This is a genomic window from Paenibacillus sp. AK121 (assembly GCF_019042715.1).
Lineage (GTDB): Bacteria > Bacillota > Bacilli > Paenibacillales > Paenibacillaceae > Paenibacillus > Paenibacillus polymyxa_C.
In genome coordinates this window covers 1-23,565 of record NZ_JAHPJM010000027.1, presented here as the reverse complement: position 1 = coordinate 23,565, position 23,565 = coordinate 1, and the positions used below count along the sequence as shown (strand labels likewise).

Sequence of the window (23,565 nt, the reverse complement as noted above, 5' to 3'; positions counted from 1 at the left end):
GGAGGGGTTCCACACGTACCCATCCCGAACACGACCGTTAAGCCCTCCAGCGCCGATGGTACTTGGACCGCAGGGTCTTGGGAGAGTAGGACGTTGCCAAGCAAATAATAGTATGACTCTGCATAGTCGTACTCAGGTCGTCGAGAAAGCTTCGACGGCTTTTTTTATTTTCCCATCATTAAACATAACGTCCTATAAGTATATAATGCGTATATGCAAATTTGTGATAGTTACGAAAAAAGGCTGTTCCATGACTTTTAAAGGTCAAGGAACAGCCTTTTATAACTTAATTTCGTAGACATTTCGGAGGGGAATTTTATCTTGAGCCGATCTGTCTATTACAGCGAAACAAAGCACTGTTCCCATTGGTCGGTAATGGATGCTTTGTCAAGCTGTTCTCCAATGAGTGTGACATATCCCTGGCTCACCGGAAGTGCGGTGGGTTGCCATTCCAAGTGACTTCCTGAGAATTGCAGAAGCATTGTGCCCTCATACGGGAGCACACAATAACCTTTCGCTCGAAGAAGCGAGGAACCTAGCCCGGTCAGGAAGTCTTCTAATCGTTGCTTATCTAATGGCCGAGGAGAATATTGATGCAGTGTTAAGCTCTCCAGACGGGAAAAGGAAGGGGGACGATTGCGATCATGACTGTGGTTATGAGGATGTGCAGAGATCACTTTGAATGCGGTATTTTTGAAGGTACTGCTAGGTCTTTCATTATCTTTGGTAGGAATTGGGATAGGCGATGCTTCTGCATCATTGGGCTGTACCTGTGCAGATGTATGCTGAAATACTTGTACAGGTTTCGGGTCAAGCATTACGGAGGTCAGGACAGGTTCCAGCAGTGGTCCGAGGTCAACGCGGCTGTATTCAGTAGTTTGTAGCTTAGCTGTATTGTTGAGCTTGCGGATGTTCTTGACGACCTTAGCCACTTCACGGCTACTTGCGACATCCGTTTTGTTCACCACAATGAAGTCGGCGGAGCGAAGCTGTCCATGCAGAGTCCGAACCAGCTCCTTGTCTGCAGTAAAGCGGCTGTTGTATTCATGGAACAGCACAGCATCCACCACACTAATGCTGTGAACCAGATACAGCCGATCTGCCAGCAGTGGAGAGCGAAGTTCCTCCAACACTTGCTCGGGGTTAGCTACTCCGGTGGTCTCCATGAAGATCACATCCGGCTTTTGGATGAGCAGGGAATGCAGTGCGCCAGCCAGCTCATTTCTTTTGCTGCAACAAATGCAGCCCTCTAGCAGACCTTCCACTGTTACGTCAGGCATTTCCTCTGAAATAATAGCGCTGTCTACATCATATTCGCCCATTTCGTTCATTAAAACAGCAGCACGAAGGGGAATCTGGCGAGTATGGGCTAACAGCCGCAAAAGTAGCGTTGTTTTGCCGCTTCCAAGAAAACCACTGATTAATATAACAGGAACCTTGTTCATCATTTTTCCTCCTTGGTGGGTTTAGTTCGCTGCATTCAAGCGATCATAGGTTGCTACCGAGTCTGCCTGGGTATAGACATAAGGAGATTCTGGCTGCTTGACAGTCGTTATTTTATTGGATTGAATTTCAAGTACGGGTGTATTGCCCTTTTGCGTTGCATGCAGTGTCCCTTCAATAGTCACCCAGGTATCCTTGTCAAAGGATGGAGGGTTCTGGGATTGGACGATAATCCCGAATGGCATAGCATCAGCAGTACAGCACATAACGAGGAATCTTCCTACTGCAAATAGACCTTTACCCGGTAGGTTGTCGTCCTTATAGACAAAGCCAGTCACCTGTACTTTTTTTCCTTGAAAAGCGTGATTATACAGTTCGATCGCTCCTATAGTTTCGGAGAAAATCTCCGGATGGATCTGTATAACGGGTTGCTGATACAGACGTTTCGCCAGCTCGGCGAACTCTACATTGTACTCATCCGGCGGAACGAACAGCTTATCCAGCGCTTCCTGACTCCATTTACCCCTTAGTGGGAGCGAAATTGGTGTGAAAGATGTAGTTGATACAAGGGAGGAGGCGGGTGTGTTCGTGGTTTGTATGTCTGTTTTTCGTCGGATATCCGGGTTGGGATAGGTGAAGGACATGCCTTTTTTGGCTGCCATATCACTGCCAAGCGCCTGATTGGGCAGCAGTGAGCCGAATAGCAGCGGAATGAGCAGCATTCCATATACGAGTGTTTTTTTAAACCAGCTTTGCGGTAACGGATGCTCACAATCGCATACATCTTGACCATCCGGCCCTCCCACGATTACGTGCCATGCCATCCCCAAAGCGATGAACATAAGTGGCACAGGACAGAGTAAAAGCAGCTTTTGCATGTGCGGAGCCAAGTAGTAATGAAGTGCACTCGTGCGGTGTAATGTGATAATGTATACAGCTAATCCGATCATGAGCAAGGAGCGCATGCCATATTGACAGCGGATGCTAAAGGTTGAATTCACGTTTGTATTTACCTCCCCAATAACCATTCAGCAGCTATAGAGCCGATCAGAACGAGTAAAATAATGAGCATGCCCAAGATTACGACAAATTTGGTGCGAAAGGTGCTGAGCAGCATGAGTGTGCCTTTGAAATCAAGCATCGGGCCGAGTACTAGAAAGGCTGCCAGTGGACCCAGTGTAAAGGTATGCGAAAAAGCAGTAGCTACAAAGGCATCGGAGGTGGAGCACAGCGACAGCACATAGGCAAAGCCCATCATAAAGGCGTACGAGCCGGCCGTTCCATTGCTTAAGGAAAGCATTTCATCACGTGGGATAAAGGTTTGGATGCAAGCTGTCAATAATGCGCCGATAATGAGATATTTACTCATGTCCAAAAACTCATCGCCAGCATGTACAAAAAATCCCCGCCATGTGCGGTTATGCTGATGAATCTGATTGTTCTGCTTTTGCTGGTTAAAAGAGAGCAACGACCGTTTGAGCGGATGCACACGCACAAAGGCATATACGATCAATCCGATGGTCGCGGACACGACAAAGGCCAAACCCATTCGGACGACAGTGACCTCAGGGTGGGAAGGGAAAGCCATCATCGTGGCAGCCAGTACTACGGGATTGATAATAGGTCCGCTTAAGATAAAAGTGATACCCATATAGGCAGGCATTCCCTTGAGCATTAATTGGCGAACGACAGGGATCATGCCGCACTCACAGATGGGAAACAGCATACCTAGCAAGGAGGCGAGCAGGACACCCGGCACAGGATGCGCAGGCGCTATTTTGCGAATCCATGTCTCCGGTACAAGCCACTGCAAAAGGGATGAGATAAGTACACCGATCAGGAGAAACGGAACAGCCTCCAGAAAAATACCCATAAATACCGTCTTTAATGACTGCAGCTGCCCCATATCTAACAAACGAAGCCACTGAGGAGATAGCGTAATAAGTACAGGGATGAGAAAGGCAAAGGGAATCATAAAAGGCAGCATCTTCAACAGCGTACTGTTTTTCATTCCACATCTCCTTGGGAATAAGGATTCTTATCTACATCCTATGCCTGTGTTGGGACAATCATACCGCAGGATTATGATTGAATCACCTCCTATATTGACAATTCAAAGCATGGTCATATATATTTATGTTTGTTAATAGTAATTATTACGATTAAAAATCGGCAAATGATTGCAAGAAGAAAACTTTTACGGTACGATCCATATTAGTGCTGTAAAGACAAGGAGGATTATATGATACCGATTGTTGTTTTATCCGGATTTTTGGGAAGCGGGAAAACAACTCTTCTTCAGCATGCGCTGGCTTACTACAAGGAGCAGGGTCTCAAGCCAGCTATTTTGATGAATGAGTTGGGTGATGTTAATCTGGACGGCAGTTTGGTGAACGACCAAGCCCCCATGAAGGAAATGCTCAGTGGCTGTATATGCTGTACCATTCGCGGGGATTTGGGCGTCGAGCTCATGAATCTTGCCGAGGAATATAAGCCGGATGTGATTATTGTAGAATGTACCGGAGTGGCAAATCCAATGGAGATTGTAGATGCAGTGACAGATGCCTCTATATATTCTTCTATGGTTTTACAATCTGTTATCACGGTCATGGACGCGCGTCAATTTTTGGATTTTTCCTTGGGTAGTGAGAGAAGCAAGTCGTTTCGTTTGATGCAGGATCAGCTACGGTGTGCTTCCAAACTGATTATTAACAAGACTGATTTATTGGCTGCGGGAGAATTGCAGAAAGTGCAGGCCTTTGTAAAAGAATTAAATCCTTATGCTTTGACTGTAAGCACGGAGCGGAGTGACGTAGACCCGGTTACCTTTTTCTCCATTCAAGGAGAGAAAAGGATGGAAATTTCGCGGCAAAAGGAGTCCACAGTCGATATCGGGAATGATCATCATTATGCAGAAGATCGTCTTCACACGTATGGTCATGATGACCATACAGACCATCATCCTCATGACTGTCAAGAGCCTGAGCACCACGACCATGACCATGACCACAAACACGGAGAGCATTATCATTCCTACGACCATGTAGTTGTTCATACGCATTTTTTTGGACAACCTGTGTCACGATTCGAGTTTGAACAGTTGTTCCGCAGTTTGCCTGCTGAAATTTACCGGGCCAAAGGAATTGTCCGGTTCTTGGAATCGGAGGGGCAGATGATGTTCCAATTTGCCTATCGTGAGCTGGAAATCATTCCAATTCGACCGCAAAAGCCAGTGAACGATGTTGCGGTTATTATGGGCGAGAATTTCTCTGCTTCTGAGATCGAGGAACGATTGAAAAGGCTGGAAGCGGCTGCAAAGCCACTGGCTAGTTCATGATTTCGAGAACAAGCAGCGATTATTCATCCAAGGCTAATTCTCGAGCTGATCTAGCAGGGAAGCCTCCATGGAGATTTACAACAATTCTGCTGCTGTTAACTGCTGGGCTTGTGCTGTCAGTTACACTCGCAGTCATGCTGGGGCCTGTGGCTGTCGCTCCAGGGACAGTATGGCGAATTGCGCTGTCCCACTTGCCCTGGCTGGATCAGTGGGTACCCATGACATGGACCAAACCGGAGCAATATATCGTCTGGGAAATTCGCTTTCCGCGTGTGCTGCTAGGTGTTGTCGTGGGAGCAGGGCTTGCTGTTACCGGAGCGGCTATACAGGCATTAATTCGCAATTCGTTAGCGGACCCCTATATTTTAGGAGTCTCGTCGGGGGCTTCAGTGACAGCGACGTTAGTTATTGTGTTTGGAGCTTTTGGATTTTTGGGACGACTTGCACTGCCCCTATCTGCTTTTATAGGCTCCTTAGCTGCAATGCTCATGGTGTTCGCGTTGGCTCGTGTGGCCGGGCGTATATCGACGACCCGCTTGCTGTTGGCAGGGGTAGCGGTATCTATGATGCTGTCGGCTGTGACTAGCTTTATCGTTACGATGGCTCCGAATGAAAAAGGCATCCGTGACGCCATGTATTGGATGATGGGAAGTCTGGCAGGCGCTCAATGGGATACGCTTTTTATTCCAAGCCTCATTATAACCGTTGGAACGGCCGTCCTTTTAACCCGATACCGTTCACTGAATGCTTTGCTAACGGGGGAAGAAGCCGCCGTAACGCTCGGTGTGAACGTGCAGGCGTTCCGTGTATTATTGGTTGTTGTCGCTTCCCTTTTAACCGGGGCAGTCGTATCAGTTAGTGGCTCAATTGGCTTTGTCGGGCTTATGATTCCACACATCGTTAGGCTAATAGTGGGATCGGATCATCGACGTGTCCTGCCTGTCAGCCTGCTTCTGGGAGCTATCTTTGTCGTGTGGGCAGACGTATGTGCCCGGCTCGTGCTTGCTCCGCAGGAACTGCCGATTGGTATTGTAACGGCTGTATGCGGTGGACCCTTTTTTGTATGGCTGCTGCGGCGCAGCTCCTACTCGTTTGGAGGCGAAAAATGAATATAGAAGTCGAATGCGTGACCTTCAGTATTCACGATAAACGATTGATCGACGGTATCAGTCTCAAGGTGAGAACGGGAGAGCTGGTCGGGCTGATCGGTCCCAATGGCAGCGGCAAATCGACGTTGCTTAAGAATATGTATCGTGTGTTAAGACCTGATAGTGGTTTGGTGACGCTGGATGGCCAGGATTTACTACGGATGAAGTACAAAGAGACGGCACGACAAATGGCAGTGGTAAGTCAGGATGCGCCCCAAACGTTTGATTTTTCAGTACGGGACATCGTCCTGATGGGCCGCCATCCTCATAAGAAGCTGCTGGAAGCAGATACCGTCTTCGATCATGAACTGGTTGAGCAGGCGCTGGAGCGGGTAGGCATGAATGCTCAAGCGGATCAGGGGTTTGCTACTCTGTCGGGCGGTGAAAAGCAACGGGTATTGATCGCCAGAGCTTTGGCCGGACAGGCAAAATTTCTCATTTTAGACGAGCCGACGAATCATCTCGATATCCGGTATCAGCTGCAAATTCTCGATTTGGTCAAAACACTTCAGATCACTGCTTTAGCTGCACTGCATGATTTAAATTTGGCGGCATGTTATTGTGACCGATTGTATGTATTAAAAGAAGGCAAGGTGGTAGCCTCCGGCATAACAGAGAATGTGCTTCAGCCTGACCTGCTGCGCAGTGTATTTGGAGTGGAAACAGAAATTCGCATTCATCCGAAAACCGGGAAACCGAGTATTACCTTTTTACCGGATTCTCTCAGAGGTGGAGCCGTCCACGACATGAACAGAACAAATGGTGATCCGATGAAGTCAGTTAAGCTGTGAATGAAAGAGGAGACGGTACATATGAATAAATATAGCAAACCCGCATTGCCGCTGGTTATGCTTGCTTTTGCGATGATGCTGTTGTTATCGGCCTGCACAGCAGGAAACACGGCTCAAACCACAAATTCATCTGCAAACGGGCAGCAACCTGATGCATCGCAATCAACGGCCCAAGAGAAGGCAGTAGAGATTGAGAATATGGGTGTAAAAATGGTATTTCCCGAAGCGCCCAAACGCGCGGTTACATTGAACCAGCATGCGACAGAAGTTATGCTGGCCCTTGGGCTGGAATCTTCTATGGTAGGAACTGCATATTTGGATGATCAGATTTTGCCTAAATATAAGAATCAATATGAAAAAATCCCGGTTCTGGCCAAACAATATCCGTCCAAAGAGGTGTTTATGGCTGCTGCACCGGATTTTGCCTACGCGGGCTGGAAGAGTGCCTTTAATGATAAAAATCTGGGTTCCCGTGAGGAGCTTGCCCAACAGGGCGTGCAAACCTATGTACAGGAATCCTCCAATAAGCCGGGTCCTATACTAGAAGATGTATATCGGGATATACTAAATATTGGACGTATTTTCCGGGTTGAGGAGCGTGCAGAAAAACTTGTAAATGACATTCGTGCACAAGTGCAGTCCATTCAGACTCAAATTGGTACGGTTGAACAGGCACCCAAGGTTTTTGTCTATGACAGCGGCGAAGACAAGCCATTTACGGCTGCCAACAATTATCTGACGTCTTTGATTACAAGTGTGAAGGCAAAAAATATCTTTGATGATATCCACAAAAGTTTTACGGAAGTAAGCTGGGAAGAGGTCGTAAACCGCAACCCTGATGTTATTATTATTCTCGACTACGGAGATACTTCACTGGCTGATAAAGAAAAGCTGCTGTTGAGCAAGCCTGCACTGGCTGGTGTCGAAGCGATCAAAAACAAACGGTTTGTGGTGTTGCCTCTATCCGCAGCGGCTGAAGGCGTGCGCGCACCGATTGCACTGAAAACCTTGGCTGTAGGTTTGTATCCGGACAAAGTGAAATAAACAAACAAAAGAGTTGCCAAAACATTGACGAACCTTGCCTAAACTGTTAAACTTGCTAATGCGTAAAGGTTACGTTTATCAAGCGCTTATTTTTTTATTACCAAATCGTAATAATTACGGTAGATGGTTTAATGATCATAAACGACCTGGAGAATCTGCGCTATGATGACCGCTCAGATGGCTCCAGGCTTTTTAAAGGAAAAGGAGATTTGTATCATGTTATTGGCCTCATTGGAACAGGTCACATTTGGCTACGGAGATGTTCCTAACTTGGTGGATGCCAATGTTGAAATTTTTTCCGGAGAATTTGTGGCTATTACCGGACCGAATGGTGCTTCTAAATCGACGATGCTCAAATTGCTGCTCGGTTTACTTCAGCCTTGGAAGGGCAAAGTGTTTATGTCCGACCGTACAGGTGAAGGCAAAAAGCTCGTTGTCGGATTTGTATCACAACAAATTGCAGCCTTCAATGGAGGGTTTCCAAGTACCATTCTGGAATTTGTCCGTTCGGGTAGATACACTCATGGCTCTTGGCTGCGCCGGATGCGGGCTGAGGATCATGATCTGACAGAACAGGCGCTTCGTCAGGTAGGGATGTGGGATTTACGGCATCGCAAAATTGGTGAATTGTCTGGTGGACAGAAGCAGCGTATTTGTGTGGCAAGGGCACTTGCTCAGGAATCGGATTTGCTCATTTTGGATGAGCCCACGACCGGAATGGATCAGGAAAGCCGACATCACTTCTACGATCTGATGAATCAACAGGTTAAGGAATATGGAAGAACCGTAGTCATGGTTACACATGGACTATCGGAAGTGCAACATTATCTGGATCGTATTATTGAGCTTGAAAGGAAGGAAGATGGCGGATGGAAATGCTGCACTACGACTTCATGCAGCGGGCATTTTGTGCCGGTGGGGTAATTGCACTGCTGGCCTCGGTGCTTGGAGTTTACCTGATGCTACGGCGCCAGGCTCTCATGGCGGACATGCTATCGCATGTATCGCTGGCAGGGGTGGCAGCAGGTGCCTATTTAGGGATTAACCCGACGATAACTGGATTTATTGTTGCCGTGATCGGCGCGATTATTGTTGAATACGTCCGCAGGTCTTATAAAACATATAGTGAGATTTCTGTGGCTATTATAATGGTAGGCGGCCTCTCGACGGCTGTTATTTTAATGAATCTGAATCAGAGCATCAACAAAGGCTTTTCCGCTTATTTGTTTGGTTCGGTAGTAGCCGTCAATCAGACAGAGCTGATGTTAATGATCGTTGTGGCTGTCATCGGTGGTATTTTCTTTTTTGTATTCAGGCGCCCTTTGTATCAGATTACCTTTGATGAAGAAACGGCAAAGACCAATGGTCTTCCTGTCAAGTCTATCTCGTTTGCGTTTAGTATTTTAACAGGGATGATTGTAGCTGCAGCCATGCCGATTGTCGGTGTGCTGCTCGTCTCCTCATTAATCGTGCTGCCTGCTGCCCTGGCGATTCGAATTGCACCGAGCTTTGCGGCAGCTATCTGGATATCCATGATCACCGCATTGATCGGCGTATTTATGGGATTAACCGCATCATATGAACTCAGTACACCCCCAGGGGGGACGATTGCTATGGTGCTATTATTATTCCTGATCGTAGGAGCTAGTATTCAAAAGCTGGTCCGTAAGCTTGGCAAGCAACAGGCTTCCCGACGTAAGAATACGGCAGGTCAGTGAGCTTATAAAAAACTAAAACATAAGGAGTTATGAATATGAATACATGGTTCAAAAAATCATTTGTATTGTCTGCGGGGCTAGCACTTATTTTGGCCGGTTGCGGAGCTAAATCTGATAATGCAGCCACGAATGCATCCCAAACCGAACCTAATACGGCACAAACAGCGGACAGTGGTAAAAAACTGAATGTGGTCACCACTTTTTACCCAATGTATGAATTTACCAAGCAAGTTGCCGGAGATCATGCTAACGTAACTGCGTTGATTCCTGCCGGTGCTGAGCCACATGACTGGGAGCCAAGCGCCAAGGATATGGCACAGGTTAAGGATGCTGATGTATTTGTTTATAACGGGATCGTCGAAGGTTGGGCAGAACAGGCTTTGAGCAGCGCATCGAATGATAAGCGTGTAGTAGTGGAAGCAAGCAAAGGGTTGAACTTGATGGAAGGATCTGCTGAGGAAGAAGAAGGAGAAGAAGCACACGCAGAGGAAGGCCATGATCACGATCATGTGCTGGACCCTCATGTATGGCTTGATCCGGTCTTAGCTCAAAAAGAAGTAGAAGCTATAGAAGCAGGGCTTGTAAAAGCCGATCCTGCAAACCAAGCAGACTATGAGAAAAACGCTGATGCTTATATCGCTAAGCTGAAAGAACTGGATAACGAGTTCAAAACGGGTCTGAAAGATGTAAAACGTAAAGACTTTATTACGCAGCATGCTGCTTTTAGCTATTTGGCGAAGCAATATGGTCTGACCCAAGTACCCATTGCTGGTTTATCTCCAGAGCAAGAGCCTACACCGGACAAATTGGCAGGTATTATCAAGTTTGCTAAAGAAAATAATGTAAAGACAATTTTCTTTGAAACATTGGTTGATCCGAAGGTTGCCGAGACCGTAGCTACGGAAATTGGTTCGAAAACGGATGTGCTGAATCCGCTTGAAGGGTTGACAGATGAAGACAAGCAGAAGAATCTAGATTACCTGGGTGTAATGAAAAACAACCTGGAGGCTTTGAAAAAAGCTCTGAATGAATAAGTAAACTTTAAATAAATAGTTCGAAAAAGACGTCTGCATAAATAGCAGCGTCTTTTTTTATGACTATCGGCACTTTAGTTACTGGTGATTCTCGTGTCTACTGACTAAGTTCAACATTGCCATTCATAAAAATAATGATAAAATATAATTGAGCATATCAACTATTAATCCTAATCAACTATATTCTAAAGAAGGTAAATGAAATGAGTGACAATTGTATACGGGTATTAGGAGCGAGGGAACGAAATCTAAAAAATATAGATGTGGTGATCTCCAAAAAAGAAATTACGGTTTTTACGGGTGTATCTGGCTCAGGGAAATCATCTTTGGTATTCGATACAATAGCGGCAGAATCACAACGGCAATTAAATGAAACCTATACAAGTTTTATTCGTCACCGTATGCCGCATTATGGAAAACCAGATGTGGATACCATTGAAAATTTATCAGTCGCTTTTATTATCAATCAAAAACGGTTGGGTGGTAACGCAAGGTCAACAGTAGGGACCGTTACAGATATTTATTCTCTATTACGACTGTTATTTTCACGAAACGGAACTCCGTTTGTGGGGTACTCTGATGTGTTCTCATTCAATAATCTGGCGGGTATGTGCAGCCAATGTCAAGGTTTGGGAAAGGTTGAAACAATTGATATCGAACGACTGTTAGATAAAAACAAATCCTTAAACGAGGGCGCAGTCTGTTTTCCCACCTTTGAACCTGGGGGTTGGCGATTAACACGCTATATTCATTCAGGTTTTTTTGATAATAACAAAAAAATTAAGGATTATTCCGAAGCTGAGTTGGAAATGCTTCTCTACGCTGATGGTATAAAAGTGAAAAATCCCTCACCTGAATGGCATAAAACCTCGTTGTATGAGGGGCTGATTCCGCGCATTGAGCGGAGTTTTCTAAAAAAAGAAGAAGGAGAAAAGACGAGATATAGTAAACAAATTGAGCGTTTTGTTACCAAACAGACTTGTTCACACTGCAACGGGACACGCCTGAGTGACAAGGTCCTGTCTTGTAAAGTGAATGGGAAAAATATCGCTGAATGTGCTGAAATGCAGGTGAGTGAACTTTTAGAGTTTATTGAGACCATTCATACTCCGGTGTCCGCCACAATCGTTTCTGAGTTAGCCAATCGGCTGCAGCAGATGGTATCGATTGGTTTAGGCTATTTAAGTCTAAATAGAGAAACATCTACTCTTTCAGGTGGGGAGTCGCAAAGAATTAAAATGGTCTGTCAACTGGGAAGTAGCCTGACTGACCTTACTTATATTTTCGACGAACCAAGCATAGGTCTACATCCCCATGACATAAGCAAAATAAATGACCTTATGAAACTTTTGCGAGACAAAGGCAACACTGTGCTTATTGTGGAACATGACCCCGATCTGATAAAGATTGCAGATCATATAATCGACATGGGACCGGGTGCAGGAATTTATGGCGGTGAAATTGTATATCAGGGAGACTTGCAGGGATTAAAGGAATCGGGTACACTGACTGGAAAATATTTGTCATACCAGCCTGAGTATAAACTCAATACACGCACCCCAAAAGGCTGGCTTTCCATCGAAAATGCAACGTTACATAATCTGAAAAATATTTCGGTTCAAATACCCAAGGGAGTAATGACAGTTGTAACTGGTGTCGCTGGTTCAGGAAAAAGTACGCTTATCAATCAAGTATTACCTCAATTTTATCCTAAAACTGTATTCATTGATCAAAAAGGGATACAAGCGTCAAAGCGTTCAAATATAGCCACCTTTATGGGGATCTTTGATAGGATCAGAAAGTTATTTGCAAAAAAGAACGGTGTTAGTGCCTCCCTGTTTAGCTTCAATTCCCAAGGGGCTTGTCCTGTTTGTAAAGGCTTGGGTGTTACATACACAGACTTAGCTTTTATGGATACAATTGTTACCGTGTGCGAGGAATGCCAAGGGGATCGTTTTACCGATGAAGTGCTCCAATACAAGCTAAGAGGCAAAAATATTAGTGAAGTTCTTAAAATGACCGTAGCAGAAGCTTTGGAATTTTTTCAGGAAAAAGAAATTAGCAGGGTATTAAACATGCTTTCAGATGTTGGAATCACTTATATTCCTTTGGGACAACCACTAAACACTTTATCAGGCGGGGAATTACAGAGGATAAAGCTTGCTTCCGAGCTTGAAAATGACGGGCAAATTTATGTTCTGGACGAACCTTCAACTGGCCTGCATATGGCGGATATAAAACAGTTAATTGGTGTAATGAATCGCTTAGTGGAACAAAATTCAACCCTTATTGTAATCGAACATAATTTAGACATTATTTGTCAGGCTGATTGGATTATCGACTTAGGTCCTTTTGCCGGGCAAAATGGTGGTGAAATCATATTTACAGGCTTACCAGAAGATTTAGTTAAATGCAGACATTCACTTACAGGAAGTTACCTGAAGGAATATATCGGGCGCACATAGGAGGAAAAGCAATGCCAACAAAAGATTTAGAAGATCGTTATGTCCCTTTTCAATGTATGATTTTAGCATACTCTAACCGGTTCAGCGTAGAAGGTGTATCAACGGCACAATACTATATACTGGATACTTTGAATAAGCAAGGTCCAAAAACCACAAAGGAACTTGCTGAAATGAAAGGTATTACACAGTCGGGGATATCTAAATTGACAAAACGCCTACTGGAGAAAAAGTATATAAATCAGGAAAGGCAAACCAATGACCGCCGCTCTTATAACATTGTACTTACCAGTGAGGGAAAAGCGTTTCTTAGCCGTGTTGACGATTTCGGGAATGAAATCATGAATTTAATTGAAGAAGCATTAACAGCAGATGAAGTACAGTCCTTTTCAATGATGTGCAAGAAAATTACGAGCTTATACGCTGAGAAGCTGTAGGATAGCCCGCAGCTTTTCAACCCGGCTTATATAGGGCTAAGGGTTTAAAAGATACTAGTACTTTGTAATCTTCATACTATAGAGATGATTTACGTCATTGCGAAACGTTTTTATTGAAATTAATGCTGTAGTAGCTAGTTTCAAATTCCTTTTATAATTCAATGGTAGCGTTTTTCTTTTTACAGATTCTTTCTATTAATATAACTAGTTTTTTCACCGATATTGAAGTTTGGGCGTGAATTTCATAAGACAACGGATTGGAGAGGTTAACTTGGCAACAGTTATAATAGTAGATGATTCTTTATTTATGCGTTCTGTGCTTAAGGATATTCTGTTGGATTTAGGTCACTCTGTTATTGCAGAAGCGGAAAATGGGTATGATGCAGTTTTGAAATATGCACACTTTCGACCAGATTTAATCACCATGGATATTAATATGCCTAAAATGGATGGGCTTGAGGCTGTTAAAAAGATTGTAGAGCTTGATCCTAAAGCCAACATCTTAATGTGTTCTGCTTTGGGTCAGCAGGAAGCCATTATACAAGCATTTAAGGCAGGAGCAAAAGATTTTATTGTTAAGCCATTTGAGATGGAAAGGGTCGTGAATGCAGTCACAAAAATGCTGGATAATTAATGAATCAAGCTTTTAATACATAATATTGAACATGTTGAGCGGGAGTTCCATACTTATTTTTTCACGAATATGGAGATGAATAGGATGAGCAATCGAGTATTGTCTCAAAAAGTATTTATAGATGAACTGATCGCTACGATCAAGAGTGGGGGGCTTGTTCCTGTAAATTATGAACACCTCATCAGTGAACAAAGAAAAAAAATGGATGCTCTAAACAATGAACTCACCGTTCGTATTGAGGCATTAGAGACAGATTTGATCTCTGCTTCGACATTTTCCATTCCGTTTGCCAATGGTGAAATCATGTTTCTTGCTCGTTATATTGTACTCATTGGGGATTATACCGAGGGTTACTTTGTGTTTTATCGAGCAGAAGACTGCGAAAGTCCAGAAGAATATCAATTTTTAACAAGCTCTTATCAACTTCCACATGTATTACTCGAATTATCTCACACTTTAAAAGAACATGGTATTAATGAGCCGCATGATATTCTGACTTATTGGAATGGCCCTGTGTATCCGCTGAAAGATTTGAGTAAAGAGGATATTAAGCTGTCCACCTATGAGTTTTAAATCCCTTGAGAGAGGCCACTCCCTCAGGGGATTTTTTTACATTGATAATCAAACGCATGTTCGCATATAATACAAACAAACGTTCTGATGAGGAGTGAAGGATGATGCTGGAGAAATATGTGGGACAGATCGTGGAAATCGTGTATATGGACCGAAAGGGCAAACTGTCTCATCGGCAGATAGAGGTGCATCGTGTGCAGAATGGCTTGATCCGGGCCACCTGTTTGCAAACTGGTCAGCCACGTGTTTTTCGATTAAATCATGTATTGGCATGGCATCCGGTAACCAGAACAGCATAGGAGGGGCTTACGATGGGAAAAAAGCTTGAAGGAAACGGCATATGGGAAAGTTCGCGTATGATTTTGCCTGAGCATCGGGAGGCATATTTAAGACTGATGAAGGAGCAGGGAAGACGCGGCAAGCCAACACTGGACGATCAGGAAATACAGCAGATTGAACAGGCCATTTTCGTATCCTATAACGAACGGAAGCCAATTACGCTAAGAGTGTTCAATCCGTTTGATGATGAGGAATTGTGCGGACTGGTGACAGTGATTAACACAAGTCGGCGAGAAGTGAAGCTATCTCGTGGGGAAGAGGATTTTAGCTGGATTAAGTTGGAGGAAATTATCGAGGCTGATATCTAAAATGATCTGGCCACGGGACTTTTTTACATTGATTCTGTCATTTTTTATAATTAAGATTGTTGCTTTGTGGTTCTAGATTTACAATAAAAATGTAACTGCAAAGGGGGAGTTTATTTTGAAAATAAGTAAACATAGTGCTGAACATTATATATGGGGAGATCAATGTGATGGTTGGCGCTTGGTGAAAAATGATGATTTGAGCATTATTCATGAGCGCATGCCGGGAAATACACATGAAGTCAGACATTATCATCATCATGCGCGCCAATTTTTCTTTATTTTATCAGGTGCAGCGGTACTTGAAGTGGATGGTGAACGCGTACAATTAGGATCTCAGGAAGGGTGTGAGGTTCCTCCTATGGTGCCTCATCAAATGTTTAATGAAACGAATGAGGATGTTGAATTTTTAGTTATCTCTCAGCCTGCCAGCAGAGGCGACCGGGTTCTGACCGAAAACTAATATTAGGGGACAGCCCATCCAAAACGTATATAGGATAAACAACGTTAGCGTATAAAAAAACCAGCCTAGCACATCTCAAGTGCCCGACTGGTTTTTTTCATTAATAGATGTCCGTTGCATCTGTAGGGAGAGCTTTTATGTGATAGAGATAGTTAGTAACACGTTGATCGTCCTGAATCGGGTATTTATAACCATAATGGTTCGCCACTTTCTGGGCAACTTCTCTGAATAAATTACCCATGATAAAAAGAGACTGCCACATATGTTCATAGTCTGCATCCGCAAACGTTTGGATGTAGGCCGTCCAATGATCAGGCTCAAGGTGCTTCTCCAAGTATTTTCCCTGCTTCCCTGGATCTGCCGTGAAGTCGGATTGTATACCCATATGCCATTCCAACATCAAGTGAAGTGCATCTCTTACAGGTCGATCTAACATGAATTTGGCATAGGGAAGCTCATGCCGCCATAGTCCTTTAGCCACATAAGTACTGACCCACCAGAACTCATTGCAGGAATCTGCATAGGTTTGGGCGGTTGGAGGGACTGTCTTATAATCTTGAAGATTTGGCGGTGGAAAAGGCTTCATCAGTCCGTCTTTATCCAGGAGCAGTACACTTAAGCTGTCTCGGGGCCAATTGGCGATGTTAGCCACAGGGCAGAGGGTAAGATCTATGCGATTGCCATCCGTAAATAACATAAGAAAAGCAAAGCGATCACAGGATGTCGAAGTAAGTTCCGTATGCTCATCAGGCGTCTGCATAATGATCAGTTCTCCAAAGTAGTGAATCCAGCCACGTTCCTGAATAAAGCTGTCCATGGAAGCCATTCAACTGTATGGGAGAGGTATGTTCATCACCGAATGTACACTTGACCGAATTGTATAGGCAATTCAAAAGGGTTGGATCAATATCCATCAGCCACATGATCATAATTTTATTTATAAGGAAGCAAACAGCGGCCAAATTGTTCAGAATTTGTTCAGTGACGACATTGTATAATACAAGCAGCAATCATAGATTTATTTCAATAGGAGGAAAGGTATGCATTTTTGCAAGTCTACTAAACGATTCACATATGCATTGACAGCAGTATCACTAATCTTCTCATCGGCCATCTCGGTGGCAGATGTTGGTGCGGCACCAACCGCAACCGCACAACCCGAATTAATCCAAGACGGAACATGGAGCAAGTCTGACACTTGGATGGATGCTCCAGAAAACTATGTTGGCAGGTCTTCGGACACAGTGTTAGGATATTACCGATCAGCGATTCAGTTTGAAATGCCCGAGCTGACTGGTAAGGTTGTAACGAAGGCAACCTTGCGTATTCATATCTCTTCCATCGGCTATAGCTATAACTTGAATCCTTTTTTGACCGTGTATGGATCGACTGCCGATGTTTGGAGCAACGGAGCTTTTCCACTGAACCCGACGGATCAGCCTTTGAATACGAAAACAGGCTCAGACCTTCAAGTAGGCTGGGTTGATTTTGATGTTACCCATTTTGTACAACAACAGACGGATGATATTGTCTCCTTTGCATTGCTTGCCAATGAAGAAGGGAACCCTGGAGACTATTCGGAAATTACATATTCAGCCGACGACAACGGCGTAGATATTCCCCAGTTGATATTGGAAACAGCAGCCCTGCCCGCTGTATCCAAAATGCCTGAGGTAGCTGCTGTAACTACTGAGGAAGATATCCCGACATCCAATATAACCATTACACCAAACCCGCAAGATTCAACGGTAGTGACACATTATCAAGTTACGAACGTTATCGGGGGCAAGCTGTATCATAGTGATGGGGGAACGGAGATTTTTGATGGAACTTTTATCACGGCAGCAGAAGCCAGCGATGGCGTGAGGTTTGTGCCTATGGCAAACGCCAACAATGCAGCGGGAGATACCTTCTCGTTCGATGTAAAGGCGGCTCAGAGTGCAACGGGGGATGGACTAAGCGATGCTACTAGGGCTGTTGTTCATGTTACGGAAGTAAACGATGCTCCGACAGCTCAAAACGAAACGCTATCCTCCATTTCAGAAGACTCAGGAGAGCGGACCATCCCTTTTGCAGAACTGCTTGCGCATGCGTCTGCTGGTCCGAATGAGAATGGTCAACATCTAACGATATCCTCAGTCAGCAGCATTGCAGGAGGGGCTGTACGTTTGGATGGAACCAATGTGATTTTTACACCTCATCCGGATTTCAATGGAACCGCTAGCTTCTCTTTTACCGTCACCGATGATGGAACATCGAACGGCGTCTCAGTCCCGCAGTCGGTGGTCAAGCAAGCCTCCTTTGCGGTCAATTCTGTCGCTGATGTCCCTAATGTGACAGACGCTTTGACAGAGGAAGACAAGCAAAGCTTTGACGGACTGATCCTTACTCGTAATCAAGTGGATAGATCTGATGTGTCGTACTTTAGAATCTCAAACATCATTGGTGGAACCCTCTATAAAAACGATGGGGTAATGGAAATCGGAGATGGGCAATTCATTTCTGTAGCGGATGGCGAAGCGGGGCTAAAATTTACACCCAATCGTTATGCTAACTCTCCATCAGGTGATCATTTCAGTTTCGACGTACAATCATCGCTAGATATGGCTGGAACAGGGATCAGCGAGCCGAACCAAGCCAGAATCACTGTAAGTGAGGTAAACAACAGTCCGATAGCTGTGAATGATACACTGCCATCGTTATCGGCAAATGCAGGAGCACAATCTATCGCTGTTGATGAACTCTTAGCGAACGACACGGCAGGCCCTGTGAATGAGAGCTTACAACATCTTAGCATCGCATCGGTAGAAAATGCGCAAGGTGGGACGGTAGTTCTAGACGGATCGGTTGTGTTATTCACTCCGAATTTAGACTACCAGGGCCCGGCAAGTTTTGATTATACTGTGATTGATAACGGCACAACCAACGGAGCATTAGATGTGAAGAGCTCGACAGCTACCGCTTCATTCTCTATCAACTCAGTGCCAACACCAGATCCAGTGCCAACGCCAGATCCGGTGCCAACGCCAGATCCGGTACAAACAGATGACAATTACACAGAATTGCGTGCTTCTATCAATAATAGAAAAATGCTAGTAGGGGGTACAGAACGGGCTACAGCAAGCGTTGTAAAATCAGACTCGTCAGAGATAGATGTCAGTGATAAAGCAACTTGGACTTCCAGCGATGCGAATGTCGCTACGGTTAATCAGGGAGAGATTAGAGCACTTTCAGAAGGGAACACGGTAATTTCCGCCACATACAGCGGATATAGCTTTAACGTTCCAATTACCGTAACAGCTGTTACTGCTCCCGCACCCAATAATGCTGGCAGTGATTCCAGTAGTTCCAGCGGTAGCGGGTCTGGCCATCGAAACAGTGACCATTCTAGCGATGATTCCAGCAGTAATACGGCAACATCAGCTGTATCATCTTCATCGGTAACTGTATCTAAAGAACCAGTAGCTGTACCTGAAGAACTGGTGACTGAACCAACTGTTCCTGTGCAAGACATATTCAACAGTAACGTAGTGGTTGCAGACAACAAAGTACTGCAGAATATAAAATCTAAAGCAGAATCTGCTTTAAATTCTTCTACTAATGTTAAACCGTCAGACCTACAAGGACATTGGGCAGAAAAGACGGTCGACACGTTTTCAAAGCTGGGTATCGTAAATGGATATAAGGATGGCAGTTTCAGACCTGATGGTGAAATTACCCGTGCAGAGTTTTCTACTATCATCTCTAGAATCTTCGATATTAGTGGTGGAAACCAGCCTGTGGTTTTGAACGATATTGGGGATCACTGGGCGCAGGATGCCATAACAAAACTGACCACAGCAGGAGTATTAAACGGTTATGAGGACGGTACATTTAGACCAGACCAAACGATCGTTCGTCAAGAAATGGCTGCCATTTTGGCGCGGATCTTGGATTTAGACCGATTGAAAAAGGACACCTCGAATGAAAAAAGCTTCACCGACCTGTCCACTTCTTTTGCAGCTGATACGATTAAACAATTAGCACAAGCTGGTGTGCTTTCGGGTATAAGTACGAGTCAGTTTGGACCTAAGTATCATGCGTCACGTGCTGAAGCCTTGACTGCGATTTATAATGCACTTAGTTTGAACAGCGAAATTAAAACCGTATTGGAAAGTTTGGAGCAGTAATCTGGAATGATGTAGAGGCGAGCCTATGTGGCTCGTCTTTTTGGTTGAGAAGCAACGTGACAATTGTTATGTTGTACAACAATCCATCAACCATATAGTTGATGAGCTTTAAGACTTGGTACCTACGGCAAGCATATGCGGGCTCATACCGATCACGGATTCCTGCTCTTCAACCTGCTGTGCTATATCCAGCAAACGTCTGCGATGGGAGGGAATCGCCCATTTTTCTTCAAATCCGGGTGCAATCCAGACGGGGCCTTCCACACCCAAAACACGAGGCTCCTGCAATCCAGCCGCCTGCCAGTCTGCACGCAAGGCATCCGGTGTATGAAAGTAGGAGTGTGTGATAAAAGAGGGATAAGCCGCCGGTCGTACATGCTGACCATCTGTTAACTCCTGTCTGACCATATCCATGAATGCATCTTCCTCTAAAATGGTATTGCACTCGCCGTACACCGATAGCCCCCACAGTAACGAGCCAAACCTGGAAATAGCCGAAGTAATCAGCGTTCCCCCCTTTTTTAAGACACGCGCTGCTTCTTGCAGGGCTTTTACTCGTTCCTTCTGTTCTGTTAAATGATATAAAGGTCCCATCAATAGCACGATGTCCGCGCTTTCATCTTTACGATCAATATCTCTGGCATCTGCGGTTTCCAGCTTGCTGATAACGGGTTTATTCAGTTGCTGCTGACGAGCAAATTCAATGGCTTGCGAAGAAAGATCAAATAGATGAACTTCATATCCCAGTTCTGCCAGCCACGAAGAGTAGACCCCTATACCGCCGCCGATATCATAAATAACATGAGTGGACTTGCTGAGATAACGGGAAATGATTTCTTTTGATCTTTCCAGCTCTATTTTTCCGATGCCTCGCTCTAATCTGCCTATTTCTGCACCGCCATCATAATAAGCCAGAATTTCATGCGTATCTTTTTCGAACATAGTGCATCTCACCTCAAATGATTGGAATAATATAACAATAGTACTAGCATCAAGAACAAGTCTACCGTACCTTTGAAGAGGTATCCACTTTTACCAACTATGAACTTAGGATACCTATTAAAAGCCAATTTGGGGTCCGGGTTGGCTTTTGCTAAGCAGTAAAGCTCATCATCCACGATTTGAACCCCACAAATATAAATTGCATATATTATCAAGCAAGTCGATCCATAAGATATGAGTTTGAGAGGGGAAGAATACGTGATCATACATGTATACGCATTATGCTGGAACGAAGAAAAGATGCTCCCGTTTTTTTTTAAGCACTATGATAATATAGCCGACCAATATTACATTTTCGATAATGACTCGACTGATAATTCTATATCCATGTTAAAGGCACATCCCAAAGTAAATATGAATAGATTTGAGATCGAAGGTAATTCGGTCGTGAGATCAGCACAAGATCTATTCAACCAATGTTGGAAAGAAAGCAGGAATAAGGCAGACTGGATTATTATCTGTGACGTAGATGAACATTTTTATCACCCTAACCTTAGAACATATTTGCAGGAATGTACTTCGAAAGGGATAACATTGATTGTCCCTAATGGTTATGAAATGGTTTCTGATTTTTTTCCTAATAGCCAGCAACCATTATATGAAACGGTAAGGAATGGTGTAAGAAGTCAAACGTACGATAAGCCTCAAATATTTAATCCAAGTGCGATTCAAGAAATAAATTTTAGCCCTGGTAGGCATACTGCTGAACCTGCTGGGAATGTAATAAAGCCATCTAATAATGAAGTACTATTGTTACATTATAAATACTTGGGATTTGACTATCTGAATTCACGTTTCTCAGCCTTGAAACAAGGGCTGCGGGAAGGGGATACCACTAATCGATGGGGATTTCACTATTTGTGGGATGAAAAACAAAAAATGGAACAATTTAAGGATTTAAAAAATAGATCTGTAAGAGTGTTGTAGCATGAGCTGTTGTCGCAAGTGACATTTGTAAGTAACTATTATAACCTTCACTGTTTCTGTGTAAACGTGCTTGCAAGAGAGTATAGTTTATTTGAAATTGATCTACAAGGATAAAGGCACTTTTTTCTCAGGGCGCCTTTATCCTTTTTTATGGTTGGAAAAGAAAATTGGTGAATCAGCTTGCTTAATGCTCGGTCACTGCCTTTTAATGTCCCCAGAATTAAAAACGGCTTGAATAAGTAAATATCTATTTTAATTTTAATAGGTAAACAAACAATCATATGTAACAAGTTATTAATATGATACATGGAGCTACATTAATCCCTATTCTGTTCTATATAGATTGAACTTTAAAAAATATAGTAGATAAAGGTCTAAATATATTTTTTAGTTCAATATATATAGTATTTTTATATAATATGGATTTGTAGTTAATAAATAGAAAAGGAGAGATGGACTTAATGGCTGTATTATCAACTGGACCTATTGAGAATAGTCCTGTTAGTGGGATCAGGCCTATTCAGCAGGTTACCGTTAAAATAATTAACCGTGATTTGGTCAATTCTTCAACTATTTTAATTCAGGGCTACATTTTAAATGGTTTACGAACATTGTATGTACTAGAACAAATAGCTTTAGCCCCCAATGCAGTTGTTACGAGAAATTATCTAGCGAACTTCGACGCATATGAATTCGTTTTTACCACAAGCGGTTTAGCAGAAGAAAGTACTGATATTTCAGTTTGGGGAAAAAACGCGAGCGGTACAATCATTGATGTTCAGCGTATTGTTGCGGATGAGCAACTAGGGTCTTAAAACTCAACATATGTATAGAGATAGAACCACAATCGCAGCAAATGGTTGAGACATAAAATAGAGGGAACAGGGTCTTGAGAAAGATCGTTGTTCACAAAAATAATTTGCTTTTTACTAGAGAGGAGGGAGTACCTAAATGGCAGTATTATCAACTGGACCCATTGCAAACGATCCTGTTCTAGGAGTCAGACCCACCCAACTGGTCACTGTAAAAATAGATAACCGAGATTCTGTAAATTCTTCTACTGTTTTAATTGAGGGTTTTATTTTAAACGGTAGCAGAACATTATATGTACAACAACTAGTGGCAGTGGGGCCCAATGTGGTTTTAACTAGGAATTTCTTTGCAGGTTTCGACGCATTTGAATTCGTGTTTACCACAAGCGGGCCAGCAGAGGATGAAACTCAAATTTCTGTTTGGGGTAAAGATGCATTGGGGCAATTAGTACCTGCGCATCGGTTAGTATCTGATGAACTTTTAGGAACCGATCAAGGCGTCCAAGGACCTCAAGGTGTTCAAGGGCCTCAGGGTGTTCAAGGAGCACAAGGTGTTCAAGGACCGCAAGGTGTCCAAGGACCTCAAGGTGTTCAAGGGCCTCAGGGTGCTCAAGGACCTCAAGGTGTTCAAGGCGTTCAAGGCGACCAAGGACCTCAGGGTGTTCAAGGCGTTCAAGGTGACCAAGGACCTCAAGGAGCCCAAGGCGTCCAAGGCGATCAAGGACCTCAGGGAGTTCAAGGAGCTCAAGGCGATCAAGGACCTCAGGGAGTTCAAGGAGCCCAAGGCGACCAAGGACCTCAGGGAGTCCAAGGCGATCAAGGACCTCAAGGCGTCCAAGGTGACCAAGGCCCTCAAGGCGTTCAAGGAGCCCAAGGCGATCAAGGACCTCAGGGAGTCCAAGGCGACCAAGGACCTCAAGGCGTTCA

The 23,565-nt window shown here is 44.0% G+C and carries 23 protein-coding genes and 1 rRNA gene; 19 read left to right on the top strand and 5 right to left on the bottom strand.

Annotated elements, in window-relative coordinates; genetic code table 11:
• Positions 1-102: ribosomal RNA gene (rrf, locus tag KSP24_RS24635) — 5S ribosomal RNA — on the top strand; the annotation flags it as partial.
• A 236-nt stretch (positions 103-338) separates the two neighbouring features.
• On the opposite strand, the gene KSP24_RS24630 is transcribed toward rrf, so the two are convergent.
• From KSP24_RS24630 to KSP24_RS24620, 3 genes are read right to left on the bottom strand one after another with little or no spacing between them, the layout of a single operon-like run.
• Positions 339-1,448, bottom strand: a complete 1,110-nt coding sequence (locus KSP24_RS24630; protein WP_216977071.1) for a CobW family GTP-binding protein — start codon at positions 1,446-1,448, stop codon at positions 339-341.
• 18 nt (positions 1,449-1,466) lie between these two features.
• The gene (locus tag KSP24_RS24625) at positions 1,467-2,444 is read right to left on the bottom strand and encodes a TIGR03943 family putative permease subunit (protein ID WP_129549182.1); all 978 of its coding nucleotides are present in this window, start codon (positions 2,442-2,444) and stop codon (positions 1,467-1,469) included.
• An 8-nt stretch (positions 2,445-2,452) separates the two neighbouring features.
• Positions 2,453-3,454, bottom strand: a complete 1,002-nt coding sequence (locus KSP24_RS24620; protein ID WP_058712543.1) for a permease — start codon at positions 3,452-3,454, stop codon at positions 2,453-2,455.
• 231 nt (positions 3,455-3,685) lie between these two features.
• Here KSP24_RS24620 and KSP24_RS24615 point away from each other — a divergent pair, with 231 nt between their 5' ends.
• The 14 genes from KSP24_RS24615 to KSP24_RS24550 all read left to right on the top strand — a co-directional run bounded on the left by KSP24_RS24615 (position 3,686) and on the right by KSP24_RS24550 (position 15,728).
• Complete coding sequence (locus tag KSP24_RS24615; protein WP_013370951.1) at positions 3,686-4,780, top strand: CobW family GTP-binding protein; 1,095 nt, start codon at positions 3,686-3,688, stop codon at positions 4,778-4,780.
• On the top strand, positions 4,777-5,889 hold the full coding sequence (locus KSP24_RS24610) for a FecCD family ABC transporter permease (protein WP_014599707.1): 1,113 nt from the start codon (positions 4,777-4,779) through the stop codon (positions 5,887-5,889). Before KSP24_RS24615 ends, KSP24_RS24610 begins: the two co-directional genes overlap by 4 nt.
• Complete coding sequence (locus tag KSP24_RS24605; protein WP_216977069.1) at positions 5,886-6,719, top strand: ABC transporter ATP-binding protein; 834 nt, start codon at positions 5,886-5,888, stop codon at positions 6,717-6,719. Before KSP24_RS24610 ends, KSP24_RS24605 begins: the two co-directional genes overlap by 4 nt.
• A 21-nt stretch (positions 6,720-6,740) precedes the next feature.
• Entirely contained in the window at positions 6,741-7,763 is a 1,023-nt protein-coding gene (locus KSP24_RS24600; protein ID WP_216977067.1) for an ABC transporter substrate-binding protein, read from the top strand.
• Positions 7,764-7,979: 216 nt separating this feature from the next.
• The gene (locus KSP24_RS24595; RefSeq protein ID WP_170973163.1) at positions 7,980-8,687 is read left to right on the top strand and encodes a metal ABC transporter ATP-binding protein; all 708 of its coding nucleotides are present in this window, start codon (positions 7,980-7,982) and stop codon (positions 8,685-8,687) included.
• Complete coding sequence (locus KSP24_RS24590) at positions 8,633-9,481, top strand: metal ABC transporter permease (RefSeq protein ID WP_014599709.1); 849 nt, start codon at positions 8,633-8,635, stop codon at positions 9,479-9,481. Before KSP24_RS24595 ends, KSP24_RS24590 begins: the two co-directional genes overlap by 55 nt.
• A gap of 35 nt (positions 9,482-9,516) precedes the next feature.
• Positions 9,517-10,515, top strand: coding sequence for a metal ABC transporter substrate-binding protein (locus KSP24_RS24585; RefSeq protein WP_129549187.1), 999 nt, complete (start codon positions 9,517-9,519; stop codon positions 10,513-10,515).
• 203 nt (positions 10,516-10,718) lie between these two features.
• The gene (locus KSP24_RS24580) at positions 10,719-12,980 is read left to right on the top strand and encodes an ATP-binding cassette domain-containing protein (RefSeq protein WP_216977065.1); all 2,262 of its coding nucleotides are present in this window, start codon (positions 10,719-10,721) and stop codon (positions 12,978-12,980) included.
• An 11-nt stretch (positions 12,981-12,991) separates the two neighbouring features.
• On the top strand, positions 12,992-13,414 hold the full coding sequence (locus KSP24_RS24575) for a MarR family winged helix-turn-helix transcriptional regulator (protein WP_013370959.1): 423 nt from the start codon (positions 12,992-12,994) through the stop codon (positions 13,412-13,414).
• Positions 13,415-13,685: 271 nt separating this feature from the next.
• On the top strand, positions 13,686-14,048 hold the full coding sequence (locus KSP24_RS24570; RefSeq protein ID WP_014599711.1) for a response regulator: 363 nt from the start codon (positions 13,686-13,688) through the stop codon (positions 14,046-14,048).
• Between the two features lie 84 nt (positions 14,049-14,132).
• On the top strand, positions 14,133-14,621 hold the full coding sequence (locus KSP24_RS24565; RefSeq protein WP_058712548.1) for a hypothetical protein: 489 nt from the start codon (positions 14,133-14,135) through the stop codon (positions 14,619-14,621).
• Between the two features lie 104 nt (positions 14,622-14,725).
• On the top strand, positions 14,726-14,920 hold the full coding sequence (locus KSP24_RS24560; RefSeq protein WP_064963525.1) for a hypothetical protein: 195 nt from the start codon (positions 14,726-14,728) through the stop codon (positions 14,918-14,920).
• Between the two features lie 12 nt (positions 14,921-14,932).
• Positions 14,933-15,268 (top strand): YolD-like family protein, encoded by a 336-nt coding sequence (locus tag KSP24_RS24555; RefSeq protein WP_058712549.1) that lies wholly within the window; start codon positions 14,933-14,935, stop codon positions 15,266-15,268.
• A gap of 115 nt (positions 15,269-15,383) precedes the next feature.
• Positions 15,384-15,728, top strand: a complete 345-nt coding sequence (locus tag KSP24_RS24550; protein WP_025679674.1) for a cupin domain-containing protein — start codon at positions 15,384-15,386, stop codon at positions 15,726-15,728.
• Between the two features lie 100 nt (positions 15,729-15,828).
• Here KSP24_RS24550 and KSP24_RS24545 read toward each other — a convergent pair whose 3' ends face one another.
• Positions 15,829-16,545 carry an aminoglycoside 6-adenylyltransferase gene (locus tag KSP24_RS24545; protein WP_254207981.1) on the bottom strand — a complete coding sequence of 239 codons (717 nt, stop codon included), beginning with the start codon at positions 16,543-16,545 and terminating at the stop codon, positions 15,829-15,831.
• Between the two features lie 223 nt (positions 16,546-16,768).
• Here KSP24_RS24545 and KSP24_RS24540 point away from each other — a divergent pair, with 223 nt between their 5' ends.
• Entirely contained in the window at positions 16,769-19,897 is a 3,129-nt protein-coding gene (locus KSP24_RS24540) for an S-layer homology domain-containing protein (RefSeq protein WP_216977063.1), read from the top strand.
• A gap of 108 nt (positions 19,898-20,005) precedes the next feature.
• On the opposite strand, the gene KSP24_RS24535 is transcribed toward KSP24_RS24540, so the two are convergent.
• A complete protein-coding gene (locus tag KSP24_RS24535; protein WP_216977062.1) occupies positions 20,006-20,839 on the bottom strand; it encodes a class I SAM-dependent methyltransferase in 834 nt (277 codons plus the stop codon).
• 258 nt (positions 20,840-21,097) lie between these two features.
• On the opposite strand from KSP24_RS24535, the gene KSP24_RS24530 reads away from it, so the two are divergent.
• The 3 genes from KSP24_RS24530 to KSP24_RS24520 form a co-directional block, all read left to right on the top strand.
• A complete protein-coding gene (locus tag KSP24_RS24530) occupies positions 21,098-21,826 on the top strand; it encodes a glycosyltransferase family 2 protein (RefSeq protein ID WP_040101440.1) in 729 nt (242 codons plus the stop codon).
• Between the two features lie 461 nt (positions 21,827-22,287).
• Positions 22,288-22,641, top strand: a complete 354-nt coding sequence (locus KSP24_RS24525) for a hypothetical protein (protein ID WP_025675342.1) — start codon at positions 22,288-22,290, stop codon at positions 22,639-22,641.
• A 548-nt stretch (positions 22,642-23,189) separates the two neighbouring features.
• On the top strand, positions 23,190-23,565 hold a 376-nt coding region (locus tag KSP24_RS24520), incomplete at its 3' end, for a hypothetical protein (protein ID WP_483311494.1).